General features: G+C 57.9%; 19 protein-coding genes. 8 read left to right on the top strand and 11 right to left on the bottom strand.

Translation table 11 applies throughout. The annotated features are described in order from the left end of the window. The first annotated feature begins 42 nt into the window (after positions 1–42). Positions 43–897, top strand: coding sequence for a siderophore-interacting protein (locus tag QMG40_RS09730; RefSeq protein ID WP_283530833.1), 855 nt, complete (start codon positions 43–45; stop codon positions 895–897). Between the two features lie 34 nt (positions 898–931). Here QMG40_RS09730 and QMG40_RS09735 read toward each other — a convergent pair whose 3' ends face one another. The 8 genes from QMG40_RS09735 to mmsB form a co-directional block, all read right to left on the bottom strand. Then, complete coding sequence (locus tag QMG40_RS09735) at positions 932–2,698, bottom strand: threonine/serine exporter family protein (protein WP_283530834.1); 1,767 nt, start codon at positions 2,696–2,698, stop codon at positions 932–934. 70 nt (positions 2,699–2,768) lie between these two features. Continuing rightward, positions 2,769–3,842: a lipid II:glycine glycyltransferase FemX gene (locus tag QMG40_RS09740; RefSeq protein WP_283530835.1), complete on the bottom strand. Its 1,074-nt coding sequence runs from the start codon at positions 3,840–3,842 to the stop codon at positions 2,769–2,771. Between the two features lie 116 nt (positions 3,843–3,958). Further along, the gene (locus QMG40_RS09745) at positions 3,959–5,548 is read right to left on the bottom strand and encodes an MDR family MFS transporter (protein WP_283530836.1); all 1,590 of its coding nucleotides are present in this window, start codon (positions 5,546–5,548) and stop codon (positions 3,959–3,961) included. Next, a complete protein-coding gene (locus tag QMG40_RS09750) occupies positions 5,545–6,174 on the bottom strand; it encodes a TetR/AcrR family transcriptional regulator (RefSeq protein WP_283530837.1) in 630 nt (209 codons plus the stop codon). Before QMG40_RS09750 ends, QMG40_RS09745 begins: the two co-directional genes overlap by 4 nt. Positions 6,175–6,339: 165 nt before the next feature. Continuing rightward, positions 6,340–7,158 carry an enoyl-CoA hydratase/isomerase family protein gene (locus tag QMG40_RS09755; protein ID WP_283530838.1) on the bottom strand — a complete coding sequence of 273 codons (819 nt, stop codon included), beginning with the start codon at positions 7,156–7,158 and terminating at the stop codon, positions 6,340–6,342. Further along, on the bottom strand, positions 7,155–8,390 hold the full coding sequence (locus tag QMG40_RS09760; protein ID WP_283530839.1) for a CaiB/BaiF CoA transferase family protein: 1,236 nt from the start codon (positions 8,388–8,390) through the stop codon (positions 7,155–7,157). The genes QMG40_RS09755 and QMG40_RS09760 overlap by 4 nt, the downstream gene beginning before the upstream one ends. Further along, on the bottom strand, positions 8,383–9,876 hold the full coding sequence (locus tag QMG40_RS09765; protein ID WP_283530840.1) for an aldehyde dehydrogenase family protein: 1,494 nt from the start codon (positions 9,874–9,876) through the stop codon (positions 8,383–8,385). The genes QMG40_RS09760 and QMG40_RS09765 overlap by 8 nt, the downstream gene beginning before the upstream one ends. Positions 9,877–9,886: 10 nt before the next feature. Beyond that, a complete protein-coding gene (gene mmsB, locus QMG40_RS09770; RefSeq protein WP_283530841.1) occupies positions 9,887–10,801 on the bottom strand; it encodes a 3-hydroxyisobutyrate dehydrogenase in 915 nt (304 codons plus the stop codon). A gap of 115 nt (positions 10,802–10,916) precedes the next feature. On the opposite strand from mmsB, the gene QMG40_RS09775 reads away from it, so the two are divergent. Next, positions 10,917–11,906: a LysR family transcriptional regulator gene (locus QMG40_RS09775; protein WP_283530842.1), complete on the top strand. Its 990-nt coding sequence runs from the start codon at positions 10,917–10,919 to the stop codon at positions 11,904–11,906. A gap of 40 nt (positions 11,907–11,946) precedes the next feature. Here QMG40_RS09775 and QMG40_RS09780 read toward each other — a convergent pair whose 3' ends face one another. The 3 genes from QMG40_RS09780 to QMG40_RS09790 all read right to left on the bottom strand — a co-directional run bounded on the left by QMG40_RS09780 (position 11,947) and on the right by QMG40_RS09790 (position 15,389). Beyond that, positions 11,947–13,338 carry an MFS transporter gene (locus QMG40_RS09780; RefSeq protein ID WP_283530843.1) on the bottom strand — a complete coding sequence of 464 codons (1,392 nt, stop codon included), beginning with the start codon at positions 13,336–13,338 and terminating at the stop codon, positions 11,947–11,949. 185 nt (positions 13,339–13,523) lie between these two features. Then, positions 13,524–14,255: an SRPBCC family protein gene (locus QMG40_RS09785; protein WP_283530844.1), complete on the bottom strand. Its 732-nt coding sequence runs from the start codon at positions 14,253–14,255 to the stop codon at positions 13,524–13,526. A gap of 9 nt (positions 14,256–14,264) precedes the next feature. Then, positions 14,265–15,389 (bottom strand): alcohol dehydrogenase catalytic domain-containing protein, encoded by a 1,125-nt coding sequence (locus QMG40_RS09790; RefSeq protein ID WP_283530878.1) that lies wholly within the window; start codon positions 15,387–15,389, stop codon positions 14,265–14,267. 454 nt (positions 15,390–15,843) lie between these two features. Between QMG40_RS09790 and QMG40_RS09795 the strand changes: the two genes are divergently transcribed. The 6 genes from QMG40_RS09795 to QMG40_RS09820 all read left to right on the top strand — a co-directional run bounded on the left by QMG40_RS09795 (position 15,844) and on the right by QMG40_RS09820 (position 22,336). Further along, the gene (locus QMG40_RS09795; protein WP_283530845.1) at positions 15,844–17,733 is read left to right on the top strand and encodes an ABC transporter ATP-binding protein; all 1,890 of its coding nucleotides are present in this window, start codon (positions 15,844–15,846) and stop codon (positions 17,731–17,733) included. Then, on the top strand, positions 17,730–19,622 hold the full coding sequence (locus QMG40_RS09800) for an ABC transporter ATP-binding protein (protein ID WP_283530846.1): 1,893 nt from the start codon (positions 17,730–17,732) through the stop codon (positions 19,620–19,622). Before QMG40_RS09795 ends, QMG40_RS09800 begins: the two co-directional genes overlap by 4 nt. A 91-nt stretch (positions 19,623–19,713) precedes the next feature. Beyond that, positions 19,714–20,229 carry a MarR family winged helix-turn-helix transcriptional regulator gene (locus tag QMG40_RS09805; RefSeq protein WP_283530847.1) on the top strand — a complete coding sequence of 172 codons (516 nt, stop codon included), beginning with the start codon at positions 19,714–19,716 and terminating at the stop codon, positions 20,227–20,229. Continuing rightward, a complete protein-coding gene (locus tag QMG40_RS09810; RefSeq protein ID WP_283530848.1) occupies positions 20,226–20,648 on the top strand; it encodes an organic hydroperoxide resistance protein in 423 nt (140 codons plus the stop codon). Before QMG40_RS09805 ends, QMG40_RS09810 begins: the two co-directional genes overlap by 4 nt. A gap of 151 nt (positions 20,649–20,799) precedes the next feature. Then, complete coding sequence (locus QMG40_RS09815; RefSeq protein ID WP_283530849.1) at positions 20,800–21,363, top strand: Dps family protein; 564 nt, start codon at positions 20,800–20,802, stop codon at positions 21,361–21,363. A 202-nt stretch (positions 21,364–21,565) separates the two neighbouring features. Then, positions 21,566–22,336, top strand: coding sequence for a sulfite exporter TauE/SafE family protein (locus tag QMG40_RS09820; RefSeq protein WP_283530850.1), 771 nt, complete (start codon positions 21,566–21,568; stop codon positions 22,334–22,336). Positions 22,337–22,580 lie beyond the last annotated feature (244 nt).

A 22,580-nucleotide genomic window follows, 5' to 3' on the forward strand; every position in this document is an offset into this window, starting at 1 on the left:
GCGCTCACCACGCCGGGCTCTGCCCAGCCCAAGGAGCCCACTGTGACATCCCCAGACACTGCCGCCGCTGAAACCCCGGCCCGCACCACCCGGCCACGCGCTCAAATCACCCTTGAAGTTCTTCGCAAAGAACAGCTCAGCCCGCACATGGTGCGCATCATTGCCGGAGGCCCGGAGCTGGCGAAATTTGAGGCCAAGGACGCCACCGACATGTATGTAAAGATACATTTCCTGCGCCCTGATGTGGAGTACGCCGAGCCCGTGGACGTGTTCGCACTGCGAGAGGTGATGCCGCGTGAACACTGGTCAGTCACCCGCACTTATACCGTCCGCTGGATCAACATGGCCGCCAAGGAGATCGCCATCGACTTCGTAGTACACGGTGAGTCCGGACTTGCAGGGCCGTGGGCCGCGGCTGCAGCACCGGGTGAGCGCATCATATTCGTTGGCCCAGGCGGCGCCTATAAACCCAATCCCGATGCCGATTGGCACCTCTTTGTGGGGGACGAATCTGCCCTCCCGGCGATAGCCTGCGCACTTGAATCACTCCCGAACGATGCCCGCGGCCACGCATATATCGAAGCAGACACGGCGGCAGACATCCAGCCCATGGCCAAGCCCGACGGCGTAGAACTGACCTGGGTTTTCCGCAACGGCACCGCGCCAGATAAATGCACGCTGCTTCTAGATGCTGTTACCAACGGAGCATGGCCAGCCGGTACCGTAGATGCCTTCGTCCACGGTGAACGCGAGTGTATGAAGGCGTTGCGCGATCTACTGTTCAAGCAGCGTGGACTTGAGCGTTCACAAGTATCCCTGTCGGGATACTGGGCTTATGGCCGCAACGAGGACAACTTTCAAGCCGAAAAGCGTGAGCCCATCGGCAAGATCCTCTGAAGTCACCCACTGCGGGCGTAGCGCCCGAAGTTGATTAACGCCTGCGGTTGCTGCGCTTGTCCTTAAGCCCGTTGCTGCGTGTGAATGGCCTGGCAGCATTATCCCCAAGCACCACTCCCGCAGCAACGGCAAGGATGATCACCAAAGCGTTGAAAATGCCGACGGCCCCGATCGCTGAATCTTCTGGTGTCAGCGTCATAACAAACATGGCCCGGAAGATGGACAAACCTACCAGCAGGAATATTATGGATGGCACGGCCACGACTAGTTGCGGAGCATCCAAGCGCAGGGCAACAACACGGGCAAGCATGCCAATAACAACAGCGGCAACGGCCGGGGCAAAGCGGTCACCCAGTCCGATTTGCAGGCCGAAGTGAAAAACAACGTAACCGGCCAGCGCCACCCCCATGGTGGGCAGCAGCAATCGAACCGCAGTTTGCTCAGCAATACAGATGGCCACGGTAGCCACGGCCACGAGCGCAAGCGCCCCATACAACGGCAGAGACGGCGTGAGAGTCTCAGCAACATTTAACCTGTCGGCCCCAAACATTGCACTTGAAACAAGGGCAACGGCGATGCCTGCCACAATGGCACCAAAAGTCAGAAAAGCCGAGAGGAAACGTCCCGCAGCTGTAACGGGGAACCCATTGATAGCATCTTGGACAGCAGAGACTAGACGCCCCGAGGGAAGCATCAGCAAAATTCCGCCGGCAACCACAATTGAGGGGCTCAACGGCACTTGCGCCATGAAACATAACACCGCCACAACTGTGACAATAAATGAGCTGCTGGCGGTGATGAAGAAGTCAGGTACCCGCCACTTTCCAAGGACTCTTGCCACCTGTCCGGCCATGAATATGGTCACGAAGGCAACCAGCATGCCGAAAGCAGTCCCACCAATGACACCTACAACGGCGGCCGCAAATACAGCCTCCGCCATTGAAACCATCCACCGTGGAAACGGCTTGGGCCTTTTGACTATGACATCCAGGCGCCTGTGCGCTTCATCTCTGGAAACACCACCACTAGCAATATCTGTCACGAGCTCATGGATCTCCACCAAGCCTGCGTAGTTATTGGTCCAAGAACGCACCACCCGCAAAAGAGTGATGGGAACAGCATCCCTAGGCGCATAATTCAAAACTACCGACTGGTTGGTTATATCAACCTCAATGGTGCGCAGCCCCAGGGCTGCTGTGACAGCAATAATGCTTGTCTCAACTTCAAGTGCTCCGGCACCGTACCGGAACATGGTCTCAGCCAAACGAAGCGCTAAATCAATCGTCTTTCGGGCAGACTCTTCGGCCTTGCCAACTTGGATCGTGAAGTTTGCATAAGGAGTACCGGCGAGCCTGTCAACGATTGACATGGGCGCCGTAGGGGGAGCCTCACCCTGCACGAGTTTACGCAGCACGGTCCGTGCAGCCTTGTTGGGACGGGCAGGAGCCACCACAGGAATCAGCCCGGCTACAGGTGCCGTAGTGTTCTCACCCTTGGCCGCTTTGACTTTCTTTACCGAACGGCCGTGCCCACTTCCGGCGTGCACGGTTCCGTCTTGCACACTCCCGCCTTTGGCACTGCGGCCTTTGGTACTGCGGTCTTTGGTACTGCGCTCTGGTACTTTGATGCTTGGCACGCTGGCGTTCGGCACCTTGGTGCTTGGGACCTTACTGCGCTGGACTTTGCGGCCCTGACCATTATCGCCTTGACCGTTATCGTCCTGGGCCGCATCCTTGGAGGCGCCATCACGGTTGGAGTTGCCTGCAACGTCTTGGTCCCGGCTACTGGGTGTGCTTGTCATTCATGCTCCCTGAGCCCTCGTTACCGGTGCTGGCGTCCTGATCCAATGACGCCTGCACCACAAAAAATAATTAGTAAAACTGCTTTCCGGTGCGGCGAGTGTAAAGCTGCCTGAACACGCGTTCACCGGCCCTAGACCATAATTTATACCGCACGGGGCTGAGCACTAAGTCATAGCAACCTACAAAATCGGTGACTGTTTTAGAGAAGCTCGTTTTAAACAAACCTAGGCCGTGGTGTGGGTGAGTGGGATCCTTGAGCCGGTCCGCTGGCGGCGTGCCACAGAAGTCGTACTCGAGAGCGCCAAGTTCCTTCATGTCATTGATGGCGGCCCACTGCACTAGGTGGGAATCTCCATACTGGCTGCGCTTCTGCAGCGAGCCACCATCCTTGTAGGTGGCTTTGGCACCGTAGTTAATGACAAACGCACCCACGGAGGCGACGCCGTCTTCAAAGACAAAATAGAAATGTCCCTGTTCGCGTTGGGTGAACTCTGTCCAGAACTGCCGGTAGTACTCAAAGTCGCGGGCCTGTGTGGTGGCTTTGGCAGCGATGGTGCCTACCATCAAGGAGTACATTGTGCGCATAGTTGATTCTGTCGGATCCATGCGAACAACTTCGACGTTTTCGCGGATAGCTCGACGCACTGCGTTGCGGCCGCGAGAATGCAACTTGCGCAGTAATTCACTGGATTCCGGGGAAATATCAAGCAAAGCTGTGCTGTCGTTGGGCTGCAGGTCTGGAACCTTAACCAGGCCCGCCCCCCGAAGAACTGAATGGGCTTCTTCGGAAGCAACGATGTCCGGTTCTATCTTTACCGCAAAAACGTGAAGTTTGGCGCGTTTGACGAAGACTCGCAAAGCCTCGAGCACGGCTGGGACCTCAAAAACATCAGCAACATCGGGGCCCTTGATGAGATACCACAGCTTACCCAGCACCGGAAAAGACTTTTCCAGGACCAAGTTGTAGCTTGTGTAATGCGGTCCTTCAAAAGCCAAGAATTGCGTGTCCCAGCCGTAGTTCTTTTTAACGGCCGCAAAAGCTTCAGACTGGAGCAGGTTACCGCCGTTGGGATTGGCAGTGACGAGTGTGTCCCATTGTTCAATCTCGGCGGCTGTGGCAAAGCGGGCAGTAAATTCTGGCAAGAGACCCTCAATTACGTTGGCATGTATTCGCTTCGTATACTCTACCGGCCATCAATGCCCCAGCACACGCTCTGCACAACCTACGTATTAGCGACTTACGGCCACACGTTGGACGTCTACGACAGTTCCCGTGTAGAAATATCCACAATATTCTCCCTGTCGACTTTCGTTTCCAGCGCAATTTCCTTCACGAAGCACAGCACTATCGCGGCAAGGACAGCCAGCGGGACCATGAACAGAAACAGCGGAATCAAGGCTTCATTGTATGACTCGATGATGAGGGACTTGACGGGTTCGGGCATGCTGTTCACCAGGTGCGGGGTGAAGGAGCTGGCGCCACCGCCTCCAGTGCCACCGGGGATCTTTTCCGCGATGAGATCGTACAAGCGCGTGGCGAACATGGCGCCAACAACGGCCGAGCCCAGCGTGGCGCCGACTTGGCGGAAGTAGTTCTGCCCCGCCGTGGCCGTTCCAACAAACTTCAGCGGGAAGGAGTTTTGTGCCACAAGCGTGAGGATTTGCATGCTGGCGCCCAGGCCTATACCCATGACACCCAAGTAGATGCAGATGAAGTAGATCGGGGTGTCGGTGGAGATCGTGGAGAGCAGCAGTAGTGCCAAGGCGAGGATCGCGCTGCCCACAATGGGAGCAACCTTGTAGCGGCCCGTGGTGGAGACGCGGCGGCCCACCACAACCGAGACAATTAGCATGCAGGACATCATGGGAATCATCAGCAGGCCAGCTTCAGCGGCTGAGAAGCCCGTGGCCATCTGCAGGTAGGTGGGCATGTAGCCGATGGCGCCGAACATGGCGATGCCCGTCAGCAGCCCCGCGATGGTGGTCAGAACAAAGTTGCGGTTCTTGAACAACAGCATGGGCATAACCGGCTCAGATACGCGGTTTTCCACAATGACAAAGAGGGTTCCGGTCACTACGGCTGCGATGGCAAGACCGATGATTTGCGGAGAATTCCAGTCATATTGCGACCCGCCCCACGTACCGACCAGGACCAGGGCCGTGGTGGCCAGGGCAATGAGCATCATGCCCACGTAGTCGATCTTCGGACGCGTGGCATGGACCTTCCGGGGAACATGCAGCAAGAAGATGGTGGCCGCAATGGCCAGAAGCGCCAGCGGCACGTTCATCCAGAACGCCCAGCGCCATCCCGGGCCCTCGGTCAAGCCGCCACCGATGAGCGGACCGGCAACGGAGGAGAATGCGAAGACGCCGCCCATGATGCCCATGTACTTGCCGCGTTCGCGGGCCGGCACCACGTCGGCGATGGTAGCTTGCGAGAGGATCATCAAACCGCCACCGCCAAGGCCCTGGACCACGCGAGCAATGATGAGCACGTTCATATCATTCGCCAAGGCACCAATGACGGAGCCAACAAGGAATATTGAAATCGCGAACAAGAGCATGGGCTTGCGGCCCAGCAGGTCCCCGAGCTTGCCGTAGACCGGCATCATGATGGTGGAGGCAAGGATGAAGGCCGTAATGACCCACGCCATGTGTTCGACGCCGGAGAGCTCACCGACGATCGTGGGAAGAGCACTGGAGAGCACCGTTTGGTTCAGCGATGCCAGCAGCATGGTCACCATCAGACCGGCGAACAGGAGGATGATGTTGCGTTTTTCGCTGTGATCAGGGTGCACGTGGGCTGCAGGGGCACCTGGGACCGCGGCTTTTATTTTGGTGGAACTCATAGGGCTGCCTTAATAGTGTCTCTAAAGATTTCAATGGCCTCTTGCACGGCCGGACTTGATTCGTTGGTGGTGGCACTCGGATCCTTGGCAAAGGCGAACCGCATGACGGTTCCTGCCAGCATCAAAAGTGCCAGTGCAGAGTCCCTGCCGGGAGGTAGTCCTGACCAAGATTCTTCCTGGGGACCACTGGGATAGCGCTCAAGCAGCACGGCTTCCACCAATTCCTCACAGGCCCGCAAGTGTGAGACAAGATTTCTCGCCAGTTCCGGATGCCGCTCCTTCAGGATCCTGCGCCGATCTGTGCGGGAGGCCTCGGGAAACATGGAGCGGATGACTGTGACCATGAGGTGGACAGTCCGGCCAAAAAGATCCCCGGCCCCGCCGGCGCGGAAACAGGCAATGGTCTCCTCTGAGAGGGTGGGCCCCTGAATACCAAGGATGGCGTCTTCCTTGGCAGGGAAATAATTGAAGAACGTGCGCTTGGAAACTCCTGCCGCGTCAGCGATGGCTTCCACGGTTGTATTTGCCAGGCCTTGCTCACAGGCAAGCTTTGACGCCTCATCATGAATCAGCGCCCATGTCTCGAGGCGGTTGCGTTCGCGCAAGCTAACAGGAGGTTTATGCATAATCACAGTTTATGCACTCACGCACAAATTGCACAAGTGCAAAGTTTGCAATCACATGGCCACCGCTGCTCTCAACGACGACGGCGTGCCATGCTGGCGAGGGCGTCTGAAACTTCAGGGGCCCTCGCCAGCATGGCACGCCGTCGCGCTTGGCGAACGGGTTAGTCAGCTGTCCTGAGGCCGCAACCAGGTGAAATGCGGTGTTTCCTTCGCCAAAAACGCCGCAACGCCAATGGCCGCATCCCCACTAATAGCCATCTGTCCTTGCCAATAGTTGCTTAGTTCAGCTATCTGCGCCTCACTAGCGGCTGCGCCGATGGCATTGACAAGTGCTTTGTGGCCCTGCGCAGAGAACTGCGAGCGCCCGGCCAAGCGGAGCGCGAATGAGTGCACTTCCGGCCAGAAGGCATCGGTGGCAATGACTTTGGTGGCCAGTCCCAGCTCCAGTGCCTGCGCGGCGTTGACAAAGTCACCCGTGAGCAATAGGTACTTGGCCGTGGCCGGACCAGCTAACTGCACCAGACGTTTGATCCCGGACAATGGATAAACAATGCCAATCTTGGCCGGCGTGACACCGTATATGGCACGCTCGGAGGCCAGCCGGATGTCACAGGCTCCTGCGATTTGCCACCCTCCGCCAACACAGTAGCCATCGATCGCAGCTATTGTTGGTTTGCGAAATTTGGCCAGAGCGTCCTCAGCCACTGTGATGTCGCCGCCGTCGCTGTGACCGGTGGCGGGGTCGTGCAGGATCTTTTGCACAGAAGCTATATCCGCACCTGCGGAAAAGTGCTTTCCGGCGCCTCTGAGCACCACAACTTTCACACCATCATCTGCATCCAGTTCTGCCAGCACGTTGGTAAATTGTTGCCACATGCCTTGTGTAATGGCGTTACGCATCTCCGGATTGTCCATAATCACAGTGGCTACGGTTCCGGAGCGCTCAATCCGCAACTGGCCCGTCAGAGCAGGCTCGGCACTCATGCTGGCTGCTCTTGGCCCAAAGTGGCAGGCGGAGCCAGCACAATTCCGGCGTCAACCAGTCCGGCAATTTGCTCCGGCGTCAGGTCAAGATCTGCTAAAACGGCAATTGTGTCTTCGCCCAACGTTGGCGGCGCTTTGCGGATCCGGGGCGCCAAACGGTTCAGCGAAATCGGTCCGCGCACAAGCGGCAACGGCGTGCCGTCTGCACGGTGGATGATCTGCACCATGTTAAGCGCTTTGACCTGCTCGTCAGCGAACGCCTGTTCATAGTTGTAAATGGGCCCGGCGGGAATGGCTGCTGCGCGTAGTATCGGCAGCCATTCACCGGCGGTGCGGACAGCCAGTAGCGCCTCCAATTCCCCCTCAAGGGCACAAACATTGGCGTGACGCAGCTTCCCTGTACCGTATTCCGGACGCTGAACCAGTTCGGGTGCACCAAGCAAAGTACACAATTGCTGCCATTGCTTTTCATTCCCAACAGCAATAATGATGGGTATATCAGCTGTAGCAAACACGCCGTACGGCGTCAGTGCCGGGTGCGTATTGCCCAGCGGCACCGGCACCTCTCCGGTGCTGAGGTATTTCTGGCCCTGAAAGGCGCCAAGCGCAAGCCCTGTTTCCAAGAGTGAGGTGGCCACTTCCATCCCCGCCCCGGTACGGGCTCGGCCTGCGAGCGCCGCGGCGATACCCAAGGCTGTGTTGATACCTGAAACCATGTCAATGATGGGTACGCCCACCCGGAACATGTTCTGAGCATCGGCGCCCGTCACGGACATCAACCCACTCATTCCCTGCGCCACCTGGTCCAGACCCGGAGCCTGGGCCAGTGGCCCGGTGGCACCAAAACCGCTAACTGAGGCAATGATCAGCTCGGGTTTCGCAGCGCGAAGCTCTTGCGGGTCAAGGCCCATTGTGCTCAGCACGCCGGGGCGGAAGTTCTCCACCACGACGTCGGCACTCATGGCCAGCTGCCACAACAAGTCCCGGCCCGCTGGAGAGTAGAAATCGATGGCGATGGATTCTTTGCCTCGGTTGGCCGAGTCAAAGTACAGGCTGTGATCATCCTCGAAGGGCGGCCAGGACCGGCTGGAGTCCCCACCACGGATACTCTCGGTTTTGATGATCGTTGCACCAAGGTCTGAGAGCAGGGCCGTGGCGTAAGGCCCGGCAAGTGCGCGGCTTAGATCAAGGATGCGGATGCCGTTAAGTGGAAGCTCCGATGGGTTACCCATTGGATACCCCGCGCAGCCGGACGTTGATCTGCTTGGTTTGGGTGAACCCGGCGAGCATGCCCTCAAGTGAGACTTCCCGCCCCATGCCACTTTGTTTGTAGCCACCGTAGGACTGCCCCATCACTTGACCGCCACCCTGGTTGACCTGCACCCAACCCGCCTGAACTTGGTGGGCTGTGTTCAAAGCGTCGTCAAGGTTGTGGCTCCAGACGTAGGCCGCCAGCCCGTAGTTGGTGTCATTGGCCATGGCAATAACATCGGCAGTGTTCTTCCACGGGATAGCCACCAGAACGGGGCCGAAGATTTCTTCTTGGGCCACCCGGAAATCATTCTGCGCACCGCTGAAGACTGTGGGCAGGTGGTAGTAACCTTCCATTAAGGCCCCTTCAGTGGGTGCGTTGCCGCCAAGTACCGCCTTCATTCCCGGAGTTCCCCGGCCCTCGTCAAGGTAGCCGGTGATGGAGGCGTGCTGCTTGGCATTGATGATGGCCCCCATATCGCTGGCCTCATCCATAGGGTCACCCACTTTGAGCGCGCCGAGCTTTGTTGTGAGCCGGGCAAGTACCTCATCGTAAATATCTTCGTGGAGGAACAATCGCGAGCCGGCGGTGCAGCTTTGGCCCTGCCGAGTGAAGCGTGAGGCCAGGAGCAGACCGTCGATGAGCTCGTCGTCGACCGCGTCAGGAAAAACGATAGAAGGGTTTTTGCCGCCCAATTCCAATGACATGTGCGCCAGCCGGCCGGCCGCCGTTGCAGCCACCCCACGGCCCACTTCGGTGGAGCCGGTGAAGGAAACCTTGTCAACGCCGGGATGGTGAGCCAGGGCCTCACCAATAACTGAACCACGCCCGGTCAGTGCATTGACGACGCCGGCGGGAAGGTGCCGATTGCATACTTGTGCAAGCAGCAAAATGGTGAGCGGGGCGTCGTCGGCCGCCTTCATGATGACAGTGTTGCCTGCAGCCAATGCTGCCGGAATTTTAAACGCGGCGATCATTAGCGGAGAGTTCCAGGGCAAGATCGCGGCCACCACACCCAATGGCTCCAAACGGGTGTATTGCAGCTGATTCTCTCCTGCCGGCAAGGTGGTGCCCTTGACCTCACCGGCTACCCCGGCAAAGTAGCGGAACATCGAAACCATGGTGGTGGCTTCGGGCCGGGCCTGGGTGCGCAGGGCATTTCCTGTGTCAAGAGCTGTCAGCTCCGCAAACTCTTCGGTACGTGCTTCAAGCTCGTCGGCGATAGCCAGCAGAGCTTTGGCCCGACCGCTGAAATGCTGCGCACGCCAAGCAGGGAACGACGCGCGGGCAGCGGCCACCGCACGGTCCACGTCAGCCTCATTGCTGGCAGGGACCCGGGCAATGACGGCCTCACGGCGCGCTGGGTTCTCAACATTGCGCCACTGCGCACTGGCCGAGGCCACTTCCTCACCGTTGATCCACATGGGCCAGTCGCGCACGGCTGGAGCGCCTTGAACTTGCGTCATTAGAATTTCCTTATCCGTTTGTTGTGGCAGATGTGCTCAGGGTGCCATCCACCAGGGAGACAATCCTGCTGCAGTCTTTGCCGCCTTCACCCTCATCGATGAGGCGTTGGAAGAGTTGCTGTACGTGTTCTCCGATTTCCAGTGGAGTACCCGTACTGTGTGCGGCCGCAATAGCCAAACCGATGTCCTTGTTGGCCAGCTCGGCGGTGAACGAGGGAGCAAAGTCGTTATTGGCAGGCGAGGTGGGAACAACCCCTGGCCGCGGGTACCACGTGCGCAATGCCCAACTATCCCCCGATGAGACCGAGGCGATGTCCCAAAATACCTGCTTGTCCAAGCCCAGGCGTTCCGCCAGGACCGCACCTTCGGCGGTGGAGGCCAAGTTGATGAACAACATGAGGTTATTGCAGATTTTGGCGGCTTGTCCCGTGGTGGCACCGCCCGTGGGAATGATGTTTGCCGCCATTGGTTCTATATACGCGGAGGCGTCAGTCACGGCACCGCTTTCACCGCCAATCATGAACGTAAGGGTTCCGGCGACCGCTCCGCTCATGCCGCCTGAGACGGGGGCGTCTACAAAGCGGAAGCCGGCGGCAGCAGCGGCGTCGTGCACGTCCTTGGCAGTTTCTACATCAATCGTTGAGGAATCAATGAGCAGACTCGTCTGCGCAGCGTTGGCCAAGATGCCGTGGTCGCCAAAATACACGCTGCGGACATGGTCTCCTTTGGGCAGCATGCTAAAGACAACGTCTGCGCCGCGAACCGCATCAGCTATTGATGTGGCCGGGCTGACTCCGGCAGCAACTGCCGCATCAAGAGCTGCCGCGCTTAAATCAAAGCCGCGGACAGTATGCCCTGCCGTAACCATGTTGGCCGTCATGGGTCCGCCCATGTTGCCCAAACCAATCCATGCCACTACCGCCATGATGAAAGCTCCCTTGCTTACGTTTCCCATTATGTCTCAGGGTCCCAATGAAGGGACGATATGACCAGCATCACACCCTGTTAGAGTGCAAACAAGGCCGAAATAAGCAGAGCCCATGTGCATACTTGCACAGACCGCCTTCGGTGCGGAAGCCGCGTATATAAGGAGTAGGTACTTGGTGGATTTCAAACGTTTTCCCAGTCCCGACGATCTTCTCATCCTTTTGACAGTAGCCAGACTTGGCCGCTTCACTGCGGTTGCAGATGCGCTGGAGACCACCCACACCACAGTCTCGCGAAGAATTTTGGCGCTGGATAAACAAATGGGTGGCCGCACCTTGGAGAGAACCCCGCAAGGTTGGGAACTGACGGAGTTGGGCCGGGCAGCGGTGGCTGCTGCCGAGGGAATTGAAAAGAGCCTGCATTCCCTCACGGCGGGCCTACGTGAGGGCGTTGACGTTATCTCCGGAGTGGTGCGGGTGAGTACCTCTGATGGTTTCGGGGCACTGATTGCCGCGCCTGCGCTGGCGCGTCTGCAAAAGAATCATCCCTCCTTGCGGGTGGAACTGCTCAGTGCCACCCGCAGACTCAGCCAAAACCGCTCCGGCGTGGACATCGAGGTAGTGGCCGGGAGCGTAGAAGCTGGTAAATCCGAAACCATGCTCCTGTCCGATTACGCGCTGCGCCTGTACGCCGGCACTGACTATGTGAGCGAATATGGCCTACCGGAAACCGTGGCCGAACTCGCAAAGCACCGCTTCATCTCCTACGTGGAATCAACCCTGCAGGTTGCCGAGCTGGCTCTGCAACGAGGTTCGCTGACAACAGATCCCGCACAATTTCAGTCCACCAGCGTGTTTGCCCAGATCGAAGCGGTCCGGGCCAATGGCGGAATCGGAATGCTACCGGCATTCATGGTCCATGGGCAGGAGGGCTTCATTCGTGTTTTGCCCGACGACGTGGAACAGGTGGTGCAGTTTTGGGCAGCTGCGCGCACCGAATCCCTGCGCTCCCCCGCCGTCCAAGCCGTGGTGACGGCTTTTTTGCAGGAGACGCACCGCATGCAGGGCCAGTTACTACCGCCGGGTCAACGCCAATCTTCCTAGCGCCCCGGTAGTGCTGGCCCTGCGTTTCTTAATAACGGACTCAGCTGGAGGTGTTGGCTGCTTTGGCTGCTGCGGTGCGCGCTAGCGCCAGTGTTCCTGCCGCGTCGGCCTGATCAATGTCATGCAGGGAGACACCCTTTGTTTCCTTCAGGAAGAACACTGCAAGCGCCGTCACCATGCAGGCCCCGAGTAAGTACAGGGCTACCGGAACCGATGAATTGTAGTGTTCCACCAGACCAGTGGCAATGAACGGGGCCATGGATCCTGCCACGATGGAGGTCACCTGATAGCCCAGTGAGACACCCGAGTACCGCATACGGGTGGGGAACATTTCGGCCATGATGGCGGGCTGCCCGGCATACATGAGCGCATGGAAGAGCAGGCCGATCGTGACGGCAGCCAGGATCATGAAGTTGTCCTTGGTATCCATCATGGGGAAGGCAAAGAAGCCCCACGTGGCGCCCGTGAGCGCACCAAGCATGTAGGTGGGGCGGCGTCCTATTGCATCGGAGAGCTTACCAACCAGCGGAACCACAATGAAGTGGATCCCGTGTGCCACCAGAAGAAGCAACAGGATGCGGGAGGTATCGATGTCAACGATGATCTTGAGGTAGGTGATGGAGAACGTGACTACTAGGTAGTACAAAATGTTCTCGGCAAAGCGCAGTCCCATGGCCGTGAAAACCCCACGAGGGTAGCGGCGGAGTACTTCCAACACACCGTAACCGGCCTCGGGGTTGTCCTCGATGTGCTCCTGGGCTTCCAAGAAAATCGGGGCGTCACTGACCTTGGTGCGGATGTAGTAGCCAATCAGGACGATCACAGCTGACAGCCAGAAGGCCACGCGCCAACCCCACCCCAGGAACGCCGCTTCACTAAGCACGGAAGCCAGGGTCAGCAGTACTCCGGTAGCAAGGAGGTTACCCAGCGGCACAGCCGATTGCGGCCACGAGGCCCAGAAGCCGCGGGACTTATTTGGGCTATGTTCTGCCACCAGCAGTACCGCCCCGCCCCACTCCCCGCCGACGGCGAAGCCCTGGATAAAGCGTAAGGCCACCAGAAGTGTTGGCGCCAAATACCCCACTTGGGCAAAGCTGGGCAGGCAGCCCATCAAGAACGTGGAAACACCTACCAAGATAATGCTCAGCTGAAGAAGTTTCTTGCGGCCAAATTTGTCGCCGAAGTGGCCAAAGACGATCCCGCCGATGGGCCGGGCAACGAAACCAACGGCGTAGGTCAGAAACCCTGCCATGATCGCGTCGAGCTCCGAGCCGGAGTTGGGGAAGAACATTTTGCCAAACACCAACGTAACGGCCGTGGCGTACAAGAAGAACTCATACCATTCCACCACCGTGCCAGCCATGGAGGCGGCAACTACTTTCCGCAGTCCCGACTCTTTGGTTGTGGGGGTCGATCCAGCCTGTGAACTCATTTTTACTCCTTCGCACCGGAGTGCGCTTGCCGACATTGACAAATGAGCCAGTCCACGGGGATACGGGTTGTGATCCACGCCACTTTTGCTCGTCTGCCTGAGTATCGCAGCATCTGCAAAGGAACATCAATGACCAATACCGCAGAGTTGGTGCGCATAAATGCACACCCAACGCCCACTGACGGCTACTGGGGGAACTGTCTCTTGAGCCACTCGTCCCACGCTGCACCCGCGGCTTCTGCATCTCCACCATTGGAATCGTCATCATCGGCAAAGAGGTGCACACTTATCCCGACAAGGGCACCAAAGGCATTACGACCAAAGAAACGAATCATGGTGTCACTGGTGCGTAAGCCAATAAAGTTTGGATCCAGATAATCCACTGTGGCCTCCACTTTCCCCAGCCCGGCAATGGTGAGGCTAAGGTGTCCTCCGGCACCGCCGTCGGCTATCCCCAACGCCTTTTTCACAGTCTCAAAAGCGTCAGGGGCACCAGAAGCCTCGGGGCCTTCCAGTTGCGCAAAGGCGGCCTGCCTGCCGGAGAAATACTGCACATATTGGCCCAGTGTGTGCAGGTAGAAGGCGGTGTGCTGCGTGGCGGCGTTGTACTGGTTGTCCCAGTCCGCAAAGAACACGCCCTTGTGCGTGTATTTTAGCCACGTTGTGCCGTTGGCAAGTTCGCGTATGTCATAGCCAAGTTCGTTGAAAAACCCACCCTCACCTTCCAACCGATTGGCGAAGCGATGCGCAGGATCCCACGCTGTGATGGTGCTGCCAAAGGGGCCCTCACCGCCGAGTTTGGGCTCAATCTCCATGGGCCACATCCAGCCCGAGGTCCCGGTTGTAACAGCTTGGAACACCTGCGCCGGGGTGCCCTCGATCTCGGATTCATGCACAATCAAAAATTTCTTAGTCATCTTCTCTCCTCATTTCGCCGAAAAAGTAAATAGGCGCCGTACCACTTGACCGTCAGCGAGCGCGTCAAGACTCTCGTTGATCTCGCTCAGATCCTTGGTATCTGTGTGAAGTAGTTCAATGGGCAGTCGCCCGTCCCGCCACAGCTGAATATAGGCAGGGATGTCCCGAGCCGGGTCAGCGTCCCCCATGTAGGAACCAATGAGCCGCTTGCCCGTTCCGGCGAATAGCAGAGCAGGCACTTCAAGCATCTGGTCCGGGTGTGGCAACCCCACCGCGACCAGGGCGCCCCCTCGAGTGAGCAAACCAAGGCACGCTTCCATCACCGATGCGCTGCCCACAGCCTCCACGGCCACGTCAACGCCGTCGCCCGCGTGTGCAGCCACCAGCGCGGGCGCCTGCTCCGGTGCGCCGGCGAAATGTGCACCACATTGCAATGCCAACTCCTGCTTCTGAGCCAGTGGGTCGATGGCGATGACTGTGCTGCCAGGGATCTGCGCGGCGGCCATGACGGCCGCGAGACCCACAGCACCCAAACCAAACACAATGACTGACTGGCCTGCACTAAGACGTGCGGAGTGGATAACAGCGCCAATCCCTGTCAGGGCCGCGCAGCCAAACATGGCGGCAATATCCAGTGGGACATCTTTGTCAATCACCACCAAGGATTCACGAGCAACCACGGCATACTGCGAGAAAGCCGAGACACCCAAATGGTGGTTGATCTGCTCGCCCGACTGCGAACGCAGAACAGCTTCCCCATGCAGGAGGTCACCACTACCATTTGCCGCGGCACCCCGATGGCAGAGCGCCGGACGCCCACTGGCACAGGCACGGCATTGCCCGCAACTTGGCACAAACACCAGCACAACATGCGCACCAACTCCAACGCCCTCCACGGCGTCTCCGACAGCCACGACGATTCCGCTTGCCTCATGTCCCAGAGCCATGGGAAGGGGGCGAATACGCGAACCATTGATAACGGAGAGATCAGAGTGGCACAGGCTGGAAAATTCGATTTTGACCAGCACCTCCCCGGCTCTCGGCTCAGGCACGGGCACTCGTTCCAGCGTCAGTGGCTCACTGCGCGCATACGGCCGTGCCGTGTGGGCGGTGCGCAGTACGGCGCTGGTCATCAATGCGGGCTCAGTCATGAATTGATCCTTAGTAGCTGGCGTTGCAAGGTCAGGTGCGCTGATCCAACGGGTTTGAAGTGATCATACTCGCGGCCGTCAGCTCATGCTCAGCTGCCGTGCGCGCGTGCTCAGCGGCCGTGCGCTCCCGGATCAAGCACGCAATTCTGGCAGGCAGCGCGTATATGCGGCATTGAGGATGCACGGCGGCGGAATACAACTGCGCACATTCCTGGTGCTTCCACTGCCTGGACCTGCAGGAAAAAAGGGGCTGTAGTGCGCTGACGCTAGAACCAAACGAGAGTTTGGATAGCTCAGGCTGCCCTCATAGAGGCTCGTTCGCAGGGTTCTGCAGAATGTCGGTGGCCTGTGGGAGGCTTTCAAATAGCCACATCGTCATTGGCGTAAGGTGGAAAAACCATCAGTATTTCCGGCATGAGGGCAGTCAATTAAACCTATGGCATCCAAGAAGCAAAGCACACTTTGGCAGTCGCTGGTCCGGCTGGCACCTCAACTGCGGCCGATGATGTGGCCCCTGATATGGGGATTCCTGTCTGCATTAGCAGCCAGCGCCGTGGCTTTGGCGATCCCGCAGGTGTACCGATCACTTGTAAACACGGCGCTGCTGCCCGGACACGGCGTCCAGGCGTTGTGGGCTGGAGCCGGGATTGTGCTGGTCCTGGGTCTACTCGAGGCCGGATTAATTGCCCTCCGGCGCCAATTCGTCATGGTTCCGGTCACCACCGTGGAAACACAGATGCGCACCTCTTTCTACCGGCATTTGCAGCAGCTTGCCATTGAATTCCATGACCGTTGGGGCTCCGGGCAACTACTCAGCCGGGCCATGAGCGATCTGAACTTTATGCGTCGGTGGATGGCTTTTGGTGCCATCATGCTGGTAGTGACGGCACTGACGGTGGCTATCGGTGTGGGATTGATGTTCTCCATGAGCTGGGAACTGGGCCTGATTTTCTTGGCGGCAACCGTACCCATCGTCATTTTTGGATTCCGTTTCCGGCGCTTTTACGGACGGGTCAGTCGCAGGAGTCAGGACCAGGCTGGGGATCTTGCCACCACAGTGGAGGAATCGGTCCACGGCATCCGCGTACTCAAAGCGTTCGGCCGTGGCCAGGAGGCCCTGGATTCGTTTGCCGGACAGGCGCAAGAGCTCCAGGCAACCGAGATTCACAAGGCCAAGTCTCTTGCTGTTTTCTCCCTGGTGGTCACGCTCATACCCGAGCTCGCCCTCGGTGCGGCGCTGGTAGTGGGGATCCTGTTGGTTTCCACTGGCAAGCTCGACGTCGGGGCTTTGGTTGCGTTTTTTGCCACAGCTGCCGTCGTGGCTGGCCCCGTGGAGTCCATGGGACCGTTGCTAGCCATGACCTTTGCCGCCAAAACAGCCTTGGACCGGCACTTTGAGGTCATGGATGCAGTGAACACCACCACCGATCCGCTCAATCCGCTACTTCTGGAGGATGTACGCGGAGAGCTGGAGTTCCGCGACGTCCATTTCAGGTTTCCGGACACACCGGAGGGAGCACCTGACTTACTCAACGGCGTCAACCTAAGACTGCACGCCGGGGAAACCATGGCGCTGGTAGGTGTGACCGGGAGCGGCAAAAGTGCCTTGCTGAATCTAGTACCACGCCTTTTTGATGTCAGCGCCGGAGCGGTTTTATTGGACGGCACTGACGTCCGCCACCTGCCGTTGGCACAGTTGCGCCGGCATGTCTCTGTGGCTTTCGAGGACACCACGCTGTTTTCCCATTCGGTCCGTGGGAATGTTTTATTAGGAGCGGGTGACTACCCCGGGCGCTCACCCGAGGAAGAACTTAAACGCGCTTTGGAGGTGGCACAAGCTGACTTCGTCTATAACCTCTCCGACGGGGTTGACACCCTGATTGGCGAGGAAGGGTTGAGTTTGTCCGGCGGTCAACGTCAGCGCATCGCTCTGGCTCGGGCCATCGCTGCCCGCCCGGCCGTGCTGGTCCTTGATGACCCCCTTTCAGCGTTGGATGTCAACACGGAGCAGCGAGTCAGCACCCGGCTACGTTCGGAACTCAAGGGGACCACCACTTTGATTGTTGCTCACCGCCCATCCACGGTGGCCACGGCCGATCGGGTAGCACTTCTTCAAGATGGACGCATTGCAGCTGTGGGCACTCACACCGAGCTGCTCGCCAAGAATAGTCACTATAGATATGTTCTGGCCAGCCTCACCGAGGAGCCTCGTGATCTGGATAGTGGTGTGGATGAGGAGCTCCCCGATGATCTCGGCGCACAGTGCCTCACGGGAAGTTCACCCAGCCCCGTAAACTCGGGTACACAGAAGGGACCCACAACATGAGGGACGGAAAAAAGCGTAGTTCGGAGTCGGCGTCCTTTATTGCCCCTCAACAGATAGGACAACAGGGGACCACTGGTGAGGACAGTGTAAATCTCAGCAGTGAGGCGAGCCGCGCTGTGCGGCGCCGATCCGTGCGACTTTTACGGACCCTGTTGCGCCCGGTCCGGCTACGTTTCGCCGTCACCGTGGCCCTCGTGGTGCTCTCACAGGCCGCTAAGGTGGCCGGTCCCCTGCTGATTGCCTACGGAATTGATACGGCACTGCCAGCACTGAACACTAAGCCGGATGCCTATGTCCTGCCGCTGATCGTCACCGGTGGAGGGTATATCCTTGCGGCGCTGATTGCTTCTTGGCTTACTGCGGCGTATCTCACTGCCACGGCACGGCTCAGCCAGGCGATGCTGCTGGATCTGCGCATTCAAGTTTTTAGACATACCCAGCGCTTGAGCATGGAGTTTCATGAGTCCTACACCTCAGGACGCATCATTTCACGCCAGACCTCGGATTTAGAGGCCCTGCGCGAGCTACTTGATTCGGGGATTTCATCGCTTGCTTCAGGGCTGGTTTTCATGGTCCTGACAGTCGTTTCCATCTTTTCCCTGGATTGGATCACGGGGCTGCTGGTGATGGCGTCAGCCCTACCCATGTTCTGGTTCTCACGCTGGTATCAAAAGCGTTCGCAGGCGGCCTACCGCTCCTCTCGGGTGGTCTCCGCGCGGCTCATTGTGCATTTCATCGAGACCATGACGGGCATTCGAGCGGTTAAGGCTTTCCGTCGTGAAGAGGAGAATGCCACCCGCTACGAGGAGCTTGCCGAGGATTACCGGCGCGTAACTGTGCGCTCCATCAATCTCAACGGGATCTTCCAGCCCGGGCTTGTCCTCATTGGCAATGTGGCTGTTGCGGTTGTTTTATTAGTCGGCGGTTTCCGCGTGCTGGGAGGCGCCTTGGAAGTGGGCGCACTGCTTGCGTTGCTGTTGGCCACTAAACGTTTCTTCCAACCTGTGAGCCAGATGGCCATGTTTTATAATTCATTTCAGTCTGCCCAGGCCGCGCTGGAGAAAGTCTCGGGGTTGCTCGAGGAGGTCCCCAGCGTACGTCCCCCGCGCCATCCAGTCCCGCTGCCTACCGCCACGGGCGACATCCAATTTAGCGCAGTAGAGTTCCGCTATGGCAGCGGGCCTCTGGTGCTGCCGAGCCTTGATTTACATATTCCCGCGGGCCAAACGGTGGCAGTAGTGGGTGCCACGGGTGCTGGTAAATCCACGTTGGCCAAGCTCATGTCCCGTTTCTACGATGTCAGCGCTGGTTCGTTAATGCTCGACGGCGTGGAGTTGCGGGATCTTTCTAGCGCTGACTTGCGCCGGGCTGTTGTCATGGTGACGCAGGAAGCATTTCTGTTCAGCGGCACTGTCGCGGAGAACATCGCCTTGGGCAACCCTGCCGCAAGCCGCGCACAGATTGAGGCAGCGGCGCGCGATGTCGGGGCCGACGAGTTCATTCGGGCGCTTCCGGATGGTTACGACACGGATGTCAACAAACGTGGCGGCCGCGTCTCTGCCGGGCAGCGTCAATTGATTTCCTTTGCACGGGCGTTTTTGGCAGATCCAGCCGTTCTGATTTTGGATGAGGCCACATCCTCTCTGGATATCCCCTCAGAACGGCTTGTTCAAGACGGATTGCACAAGCTCCTAAGCTCCTCCGATGGCACAACGGGAAGCCGAACCGCGCTCATCATTGCCCACAGGCTTTCCACGGTGGCCATTGCCGAGCGGGTTCTTGTGGTGCATGAGGGCCGCATCGTTGAAGATGGCTCGCCAGCGCAGTTAATCTCAAGCGGCGGGCGTTTTGCCGACCTGCATGGAGCGTGGCAGGACTCGCTCGTGTAGTCCTGCCTCTCAGGTCTCTCCGGCGCCTCCGGCAGTAGTGAGTAAACAATTGAGTTTGATTGTGCACAATTAAACTGCGTACAATCAATACATGCCAGACAATGATTACCACCTAGATTCAATGGTCTGCTTTGCCATTTACTCGGCATCAAACGCCGTGGCCAAGGCCCACAGGCTTGCATTGGAGCCGTGGGAGCTGACATACACGCAGTACATTGCATTACTGGAAACCCGCCGTGCACCGGAGGGGCTTACCGTCAGTAAACTGGGCGCCAGAATGAGCCTGGATTCCGGCACGTTATCCCCCCTGTTACGCCGATTGAACCAACGTGGCCTTCTCTCCCGTGACCGCACCTCAGCCGATGAGCGAGTCGTTACCGTCAAGCTCACAGCAACCGGGGCTGCGGTACTAAAAGATGTCATAGTGGCGCTGAACAACTTGAGTGGCGCCTACGGCTTTCAATCACCAGAGCAGGCTCAGGCGCTTGTCCAAGAGCTGCACCGCATCACCGAAGGTATGCGCGCACTCAGCGCCCCGGTGCGTTCATCGAGCACGCCAGTAACCAATGGTTCTTCCACCAACACGTCCCCGAAAGGCTCATCATGAATCCTCTCTACACAGCCGAAGCCATCGCCACCGGAGCTGGTCGCGACGGACATGTCCGCTCTTCAGATGGCGGCATTGACTTAGACCTGGCTATTCCCACGTCTATGGGAGGCTCCGGGAATGGCGCAAACCCTGAGCAGCTGTTCGCCGCAGGCTATGCGGCATGCTTCCACTCGGCCCTACAGATTGTTGCCCGCGCCCAAAAAGTAAGCATTGCCGACTCCTCGGTGGGAGGGCGCGTTCACTTGGGTTCCAACGGGAACGGTGGATTTGAACTTGCAGTGATGCTGGAAGTCATCATTCCCGGACTCGATCGGGACACAGCACAAGCATTAGCGGACGCAGCGCACCAGGTCTGCCCTTACTCCAATGCAACCCGAGGCAACATTGATGTCACCATCACTGTTGCGGATGACTGATTTACGCAGCTAATCGGTGGAAACCCACCTCGGGTTCACCATCAACAAAACCGGAGGCAGACACCAAACACAACTGGAAAGTTGTTTACAATCGCACTACGGTAGAAATATAGCGGCTGGCAAAGATCAGCCGATTTCGAGAGGAGTTCTAATGGTTTCCAAGAAGACTTCAACCGGGAAATACACGGTTCCAGGCTTAACACTTAAGGACGGGCACGCAGTTGCCACAATCCTGCAGGCTCGCCTTCATTCCTTGAATGATCTCCAGCTCACTCTTAAGCATGCCCATTGGAACGTCGTTGGACGCGACTTCATCGGTGTCCATGAAATGCTTGACCCTCAAATTGAGCTCGTTCGGGCCATGGTCGATGAAACAGCAGAACGCATCGCAACATTGGGAGTCTCCCCCAACGGTCTGCCCGGGGCCCTAGTCCAAGACCGCGGTTGGGATGACTACGCGATTGGCAGGGCTACAACAACTGAGCACCTGGCTGCCTTGGATATTGTCTACGACGGCGTCGTTTCTAGCCACCGTGAAGCTATCGCGGCCGTGGGAGAGCTAGACCCCATCACCGAAGACATGCTCATTGGGCAAAGTGCCAAGTTGGAACTTTTCCAATGGTTCATGCGTGCCCATCTGGAAAATGACACCGGATCGCTGATCCACGGAAACGCCGAAAGCGAAAAAGACGCCGCAAAGTCGGCTAAAAATTAATATGCGGCAATCGGGCGTAGATACGCAGGATCGCACCGTGCAGGATTGATCTTGCGGAAACTTTGCCAAACTCAAGGGGTGTGCCCCGGCCTTCTGGCCGGGGCACACCCCTTAGCTGTTGCACTAGGGTAAATAGCAGCAAACTGTCGATACCCTCGCAAAGGTTACCCCTGCCGGGCAATGTATTCACCGAGAGGCTCCCATGTTTGAGATGTCAGCAATATTCCTGGCGGGCTTCTGGGCTGGCATGATCAACATTGTAGTGGGCTCCGGGACGCTTGTGACGTTCCCTGTCTTGCTGCTTTTCGGATACCCGCCCATCGTGGCCAATATTTCAAACAATATTGGTCTTGTCGCCGGCGGACTCTCGGGAGTCTGGGGTTACCGCAAAGAACTAGCCCCCAACAAAGAACTGATAACTCTGCTGCTGCCAGCCTCAGCCGTGGGTGGGCTTGCGGGGGCTTTATTGTTGTTCATACTGCCGCCTTCAGCCTTTAATACTGTTGTCCCCACGTTGATCATCGCCGGAATTCTGATGGTTGCCTTTGGCCCGTCTTTACAGCGTCGTGTTGCTCAACGCCAAAGAGTCGCCACCAACGACCAACCTGGCAGAAAACCTATTGTGCTGATTGTGGGTGTCTTTGTTCTGGGCATGTACGGCGGCTATTTCGGTGCGGCCCAGGGGATCCTCATTGTTGGGCTCATGGGCATTCTCACCACTGTGGCCCTTCAACAGATCAATGCCGTTAAGAACGTGCTCACAACGGCAGTCAACGGGATTGCGGCGATCATCTTCATGGTTGTTGCTTGGCAACTCATCAATTGGCAGATCACCGCCCTCATTGCCGCAGGCTCCCTGCTGGGCGGCATGATGGGAGCCAGATTTGGGCGCAAACTCCCGCCCATGGCCTTACGCGCAACGATTGTTTTGGTGGGCCTGGTTGCTTTGACGAAATTATTGATCTTCCCGTAACACGCAAAGTGACTTGTAGCGTGCCTTGTACCTCGGGCACCCCGTCAGCTCGCTACTCCCTTAGGCCATCAGTACCTAGAGCCCAATTGATCGAAAACTTAAGCCACCGAACAGGGATTGTTGTGATTGACATCTCGGCTGTGATGCGGTTCACTATTCATATGCTGAAATAACAGTTCCACGATACGAAACTATTTGTGTTGTTCGTATAGCCGACACCGTGGATGCCAGCAATGACCTAGAA

This window comes from Arthrobacter antibioticus, assembly GCF_030063205.1.
In the GTDB taxonomy this organism is placed as follows: domain Bacteria; phylum Actinomycetota; class Actinomycetes; order Actinomycetales; family Micrococcaceae; genus Specibacter.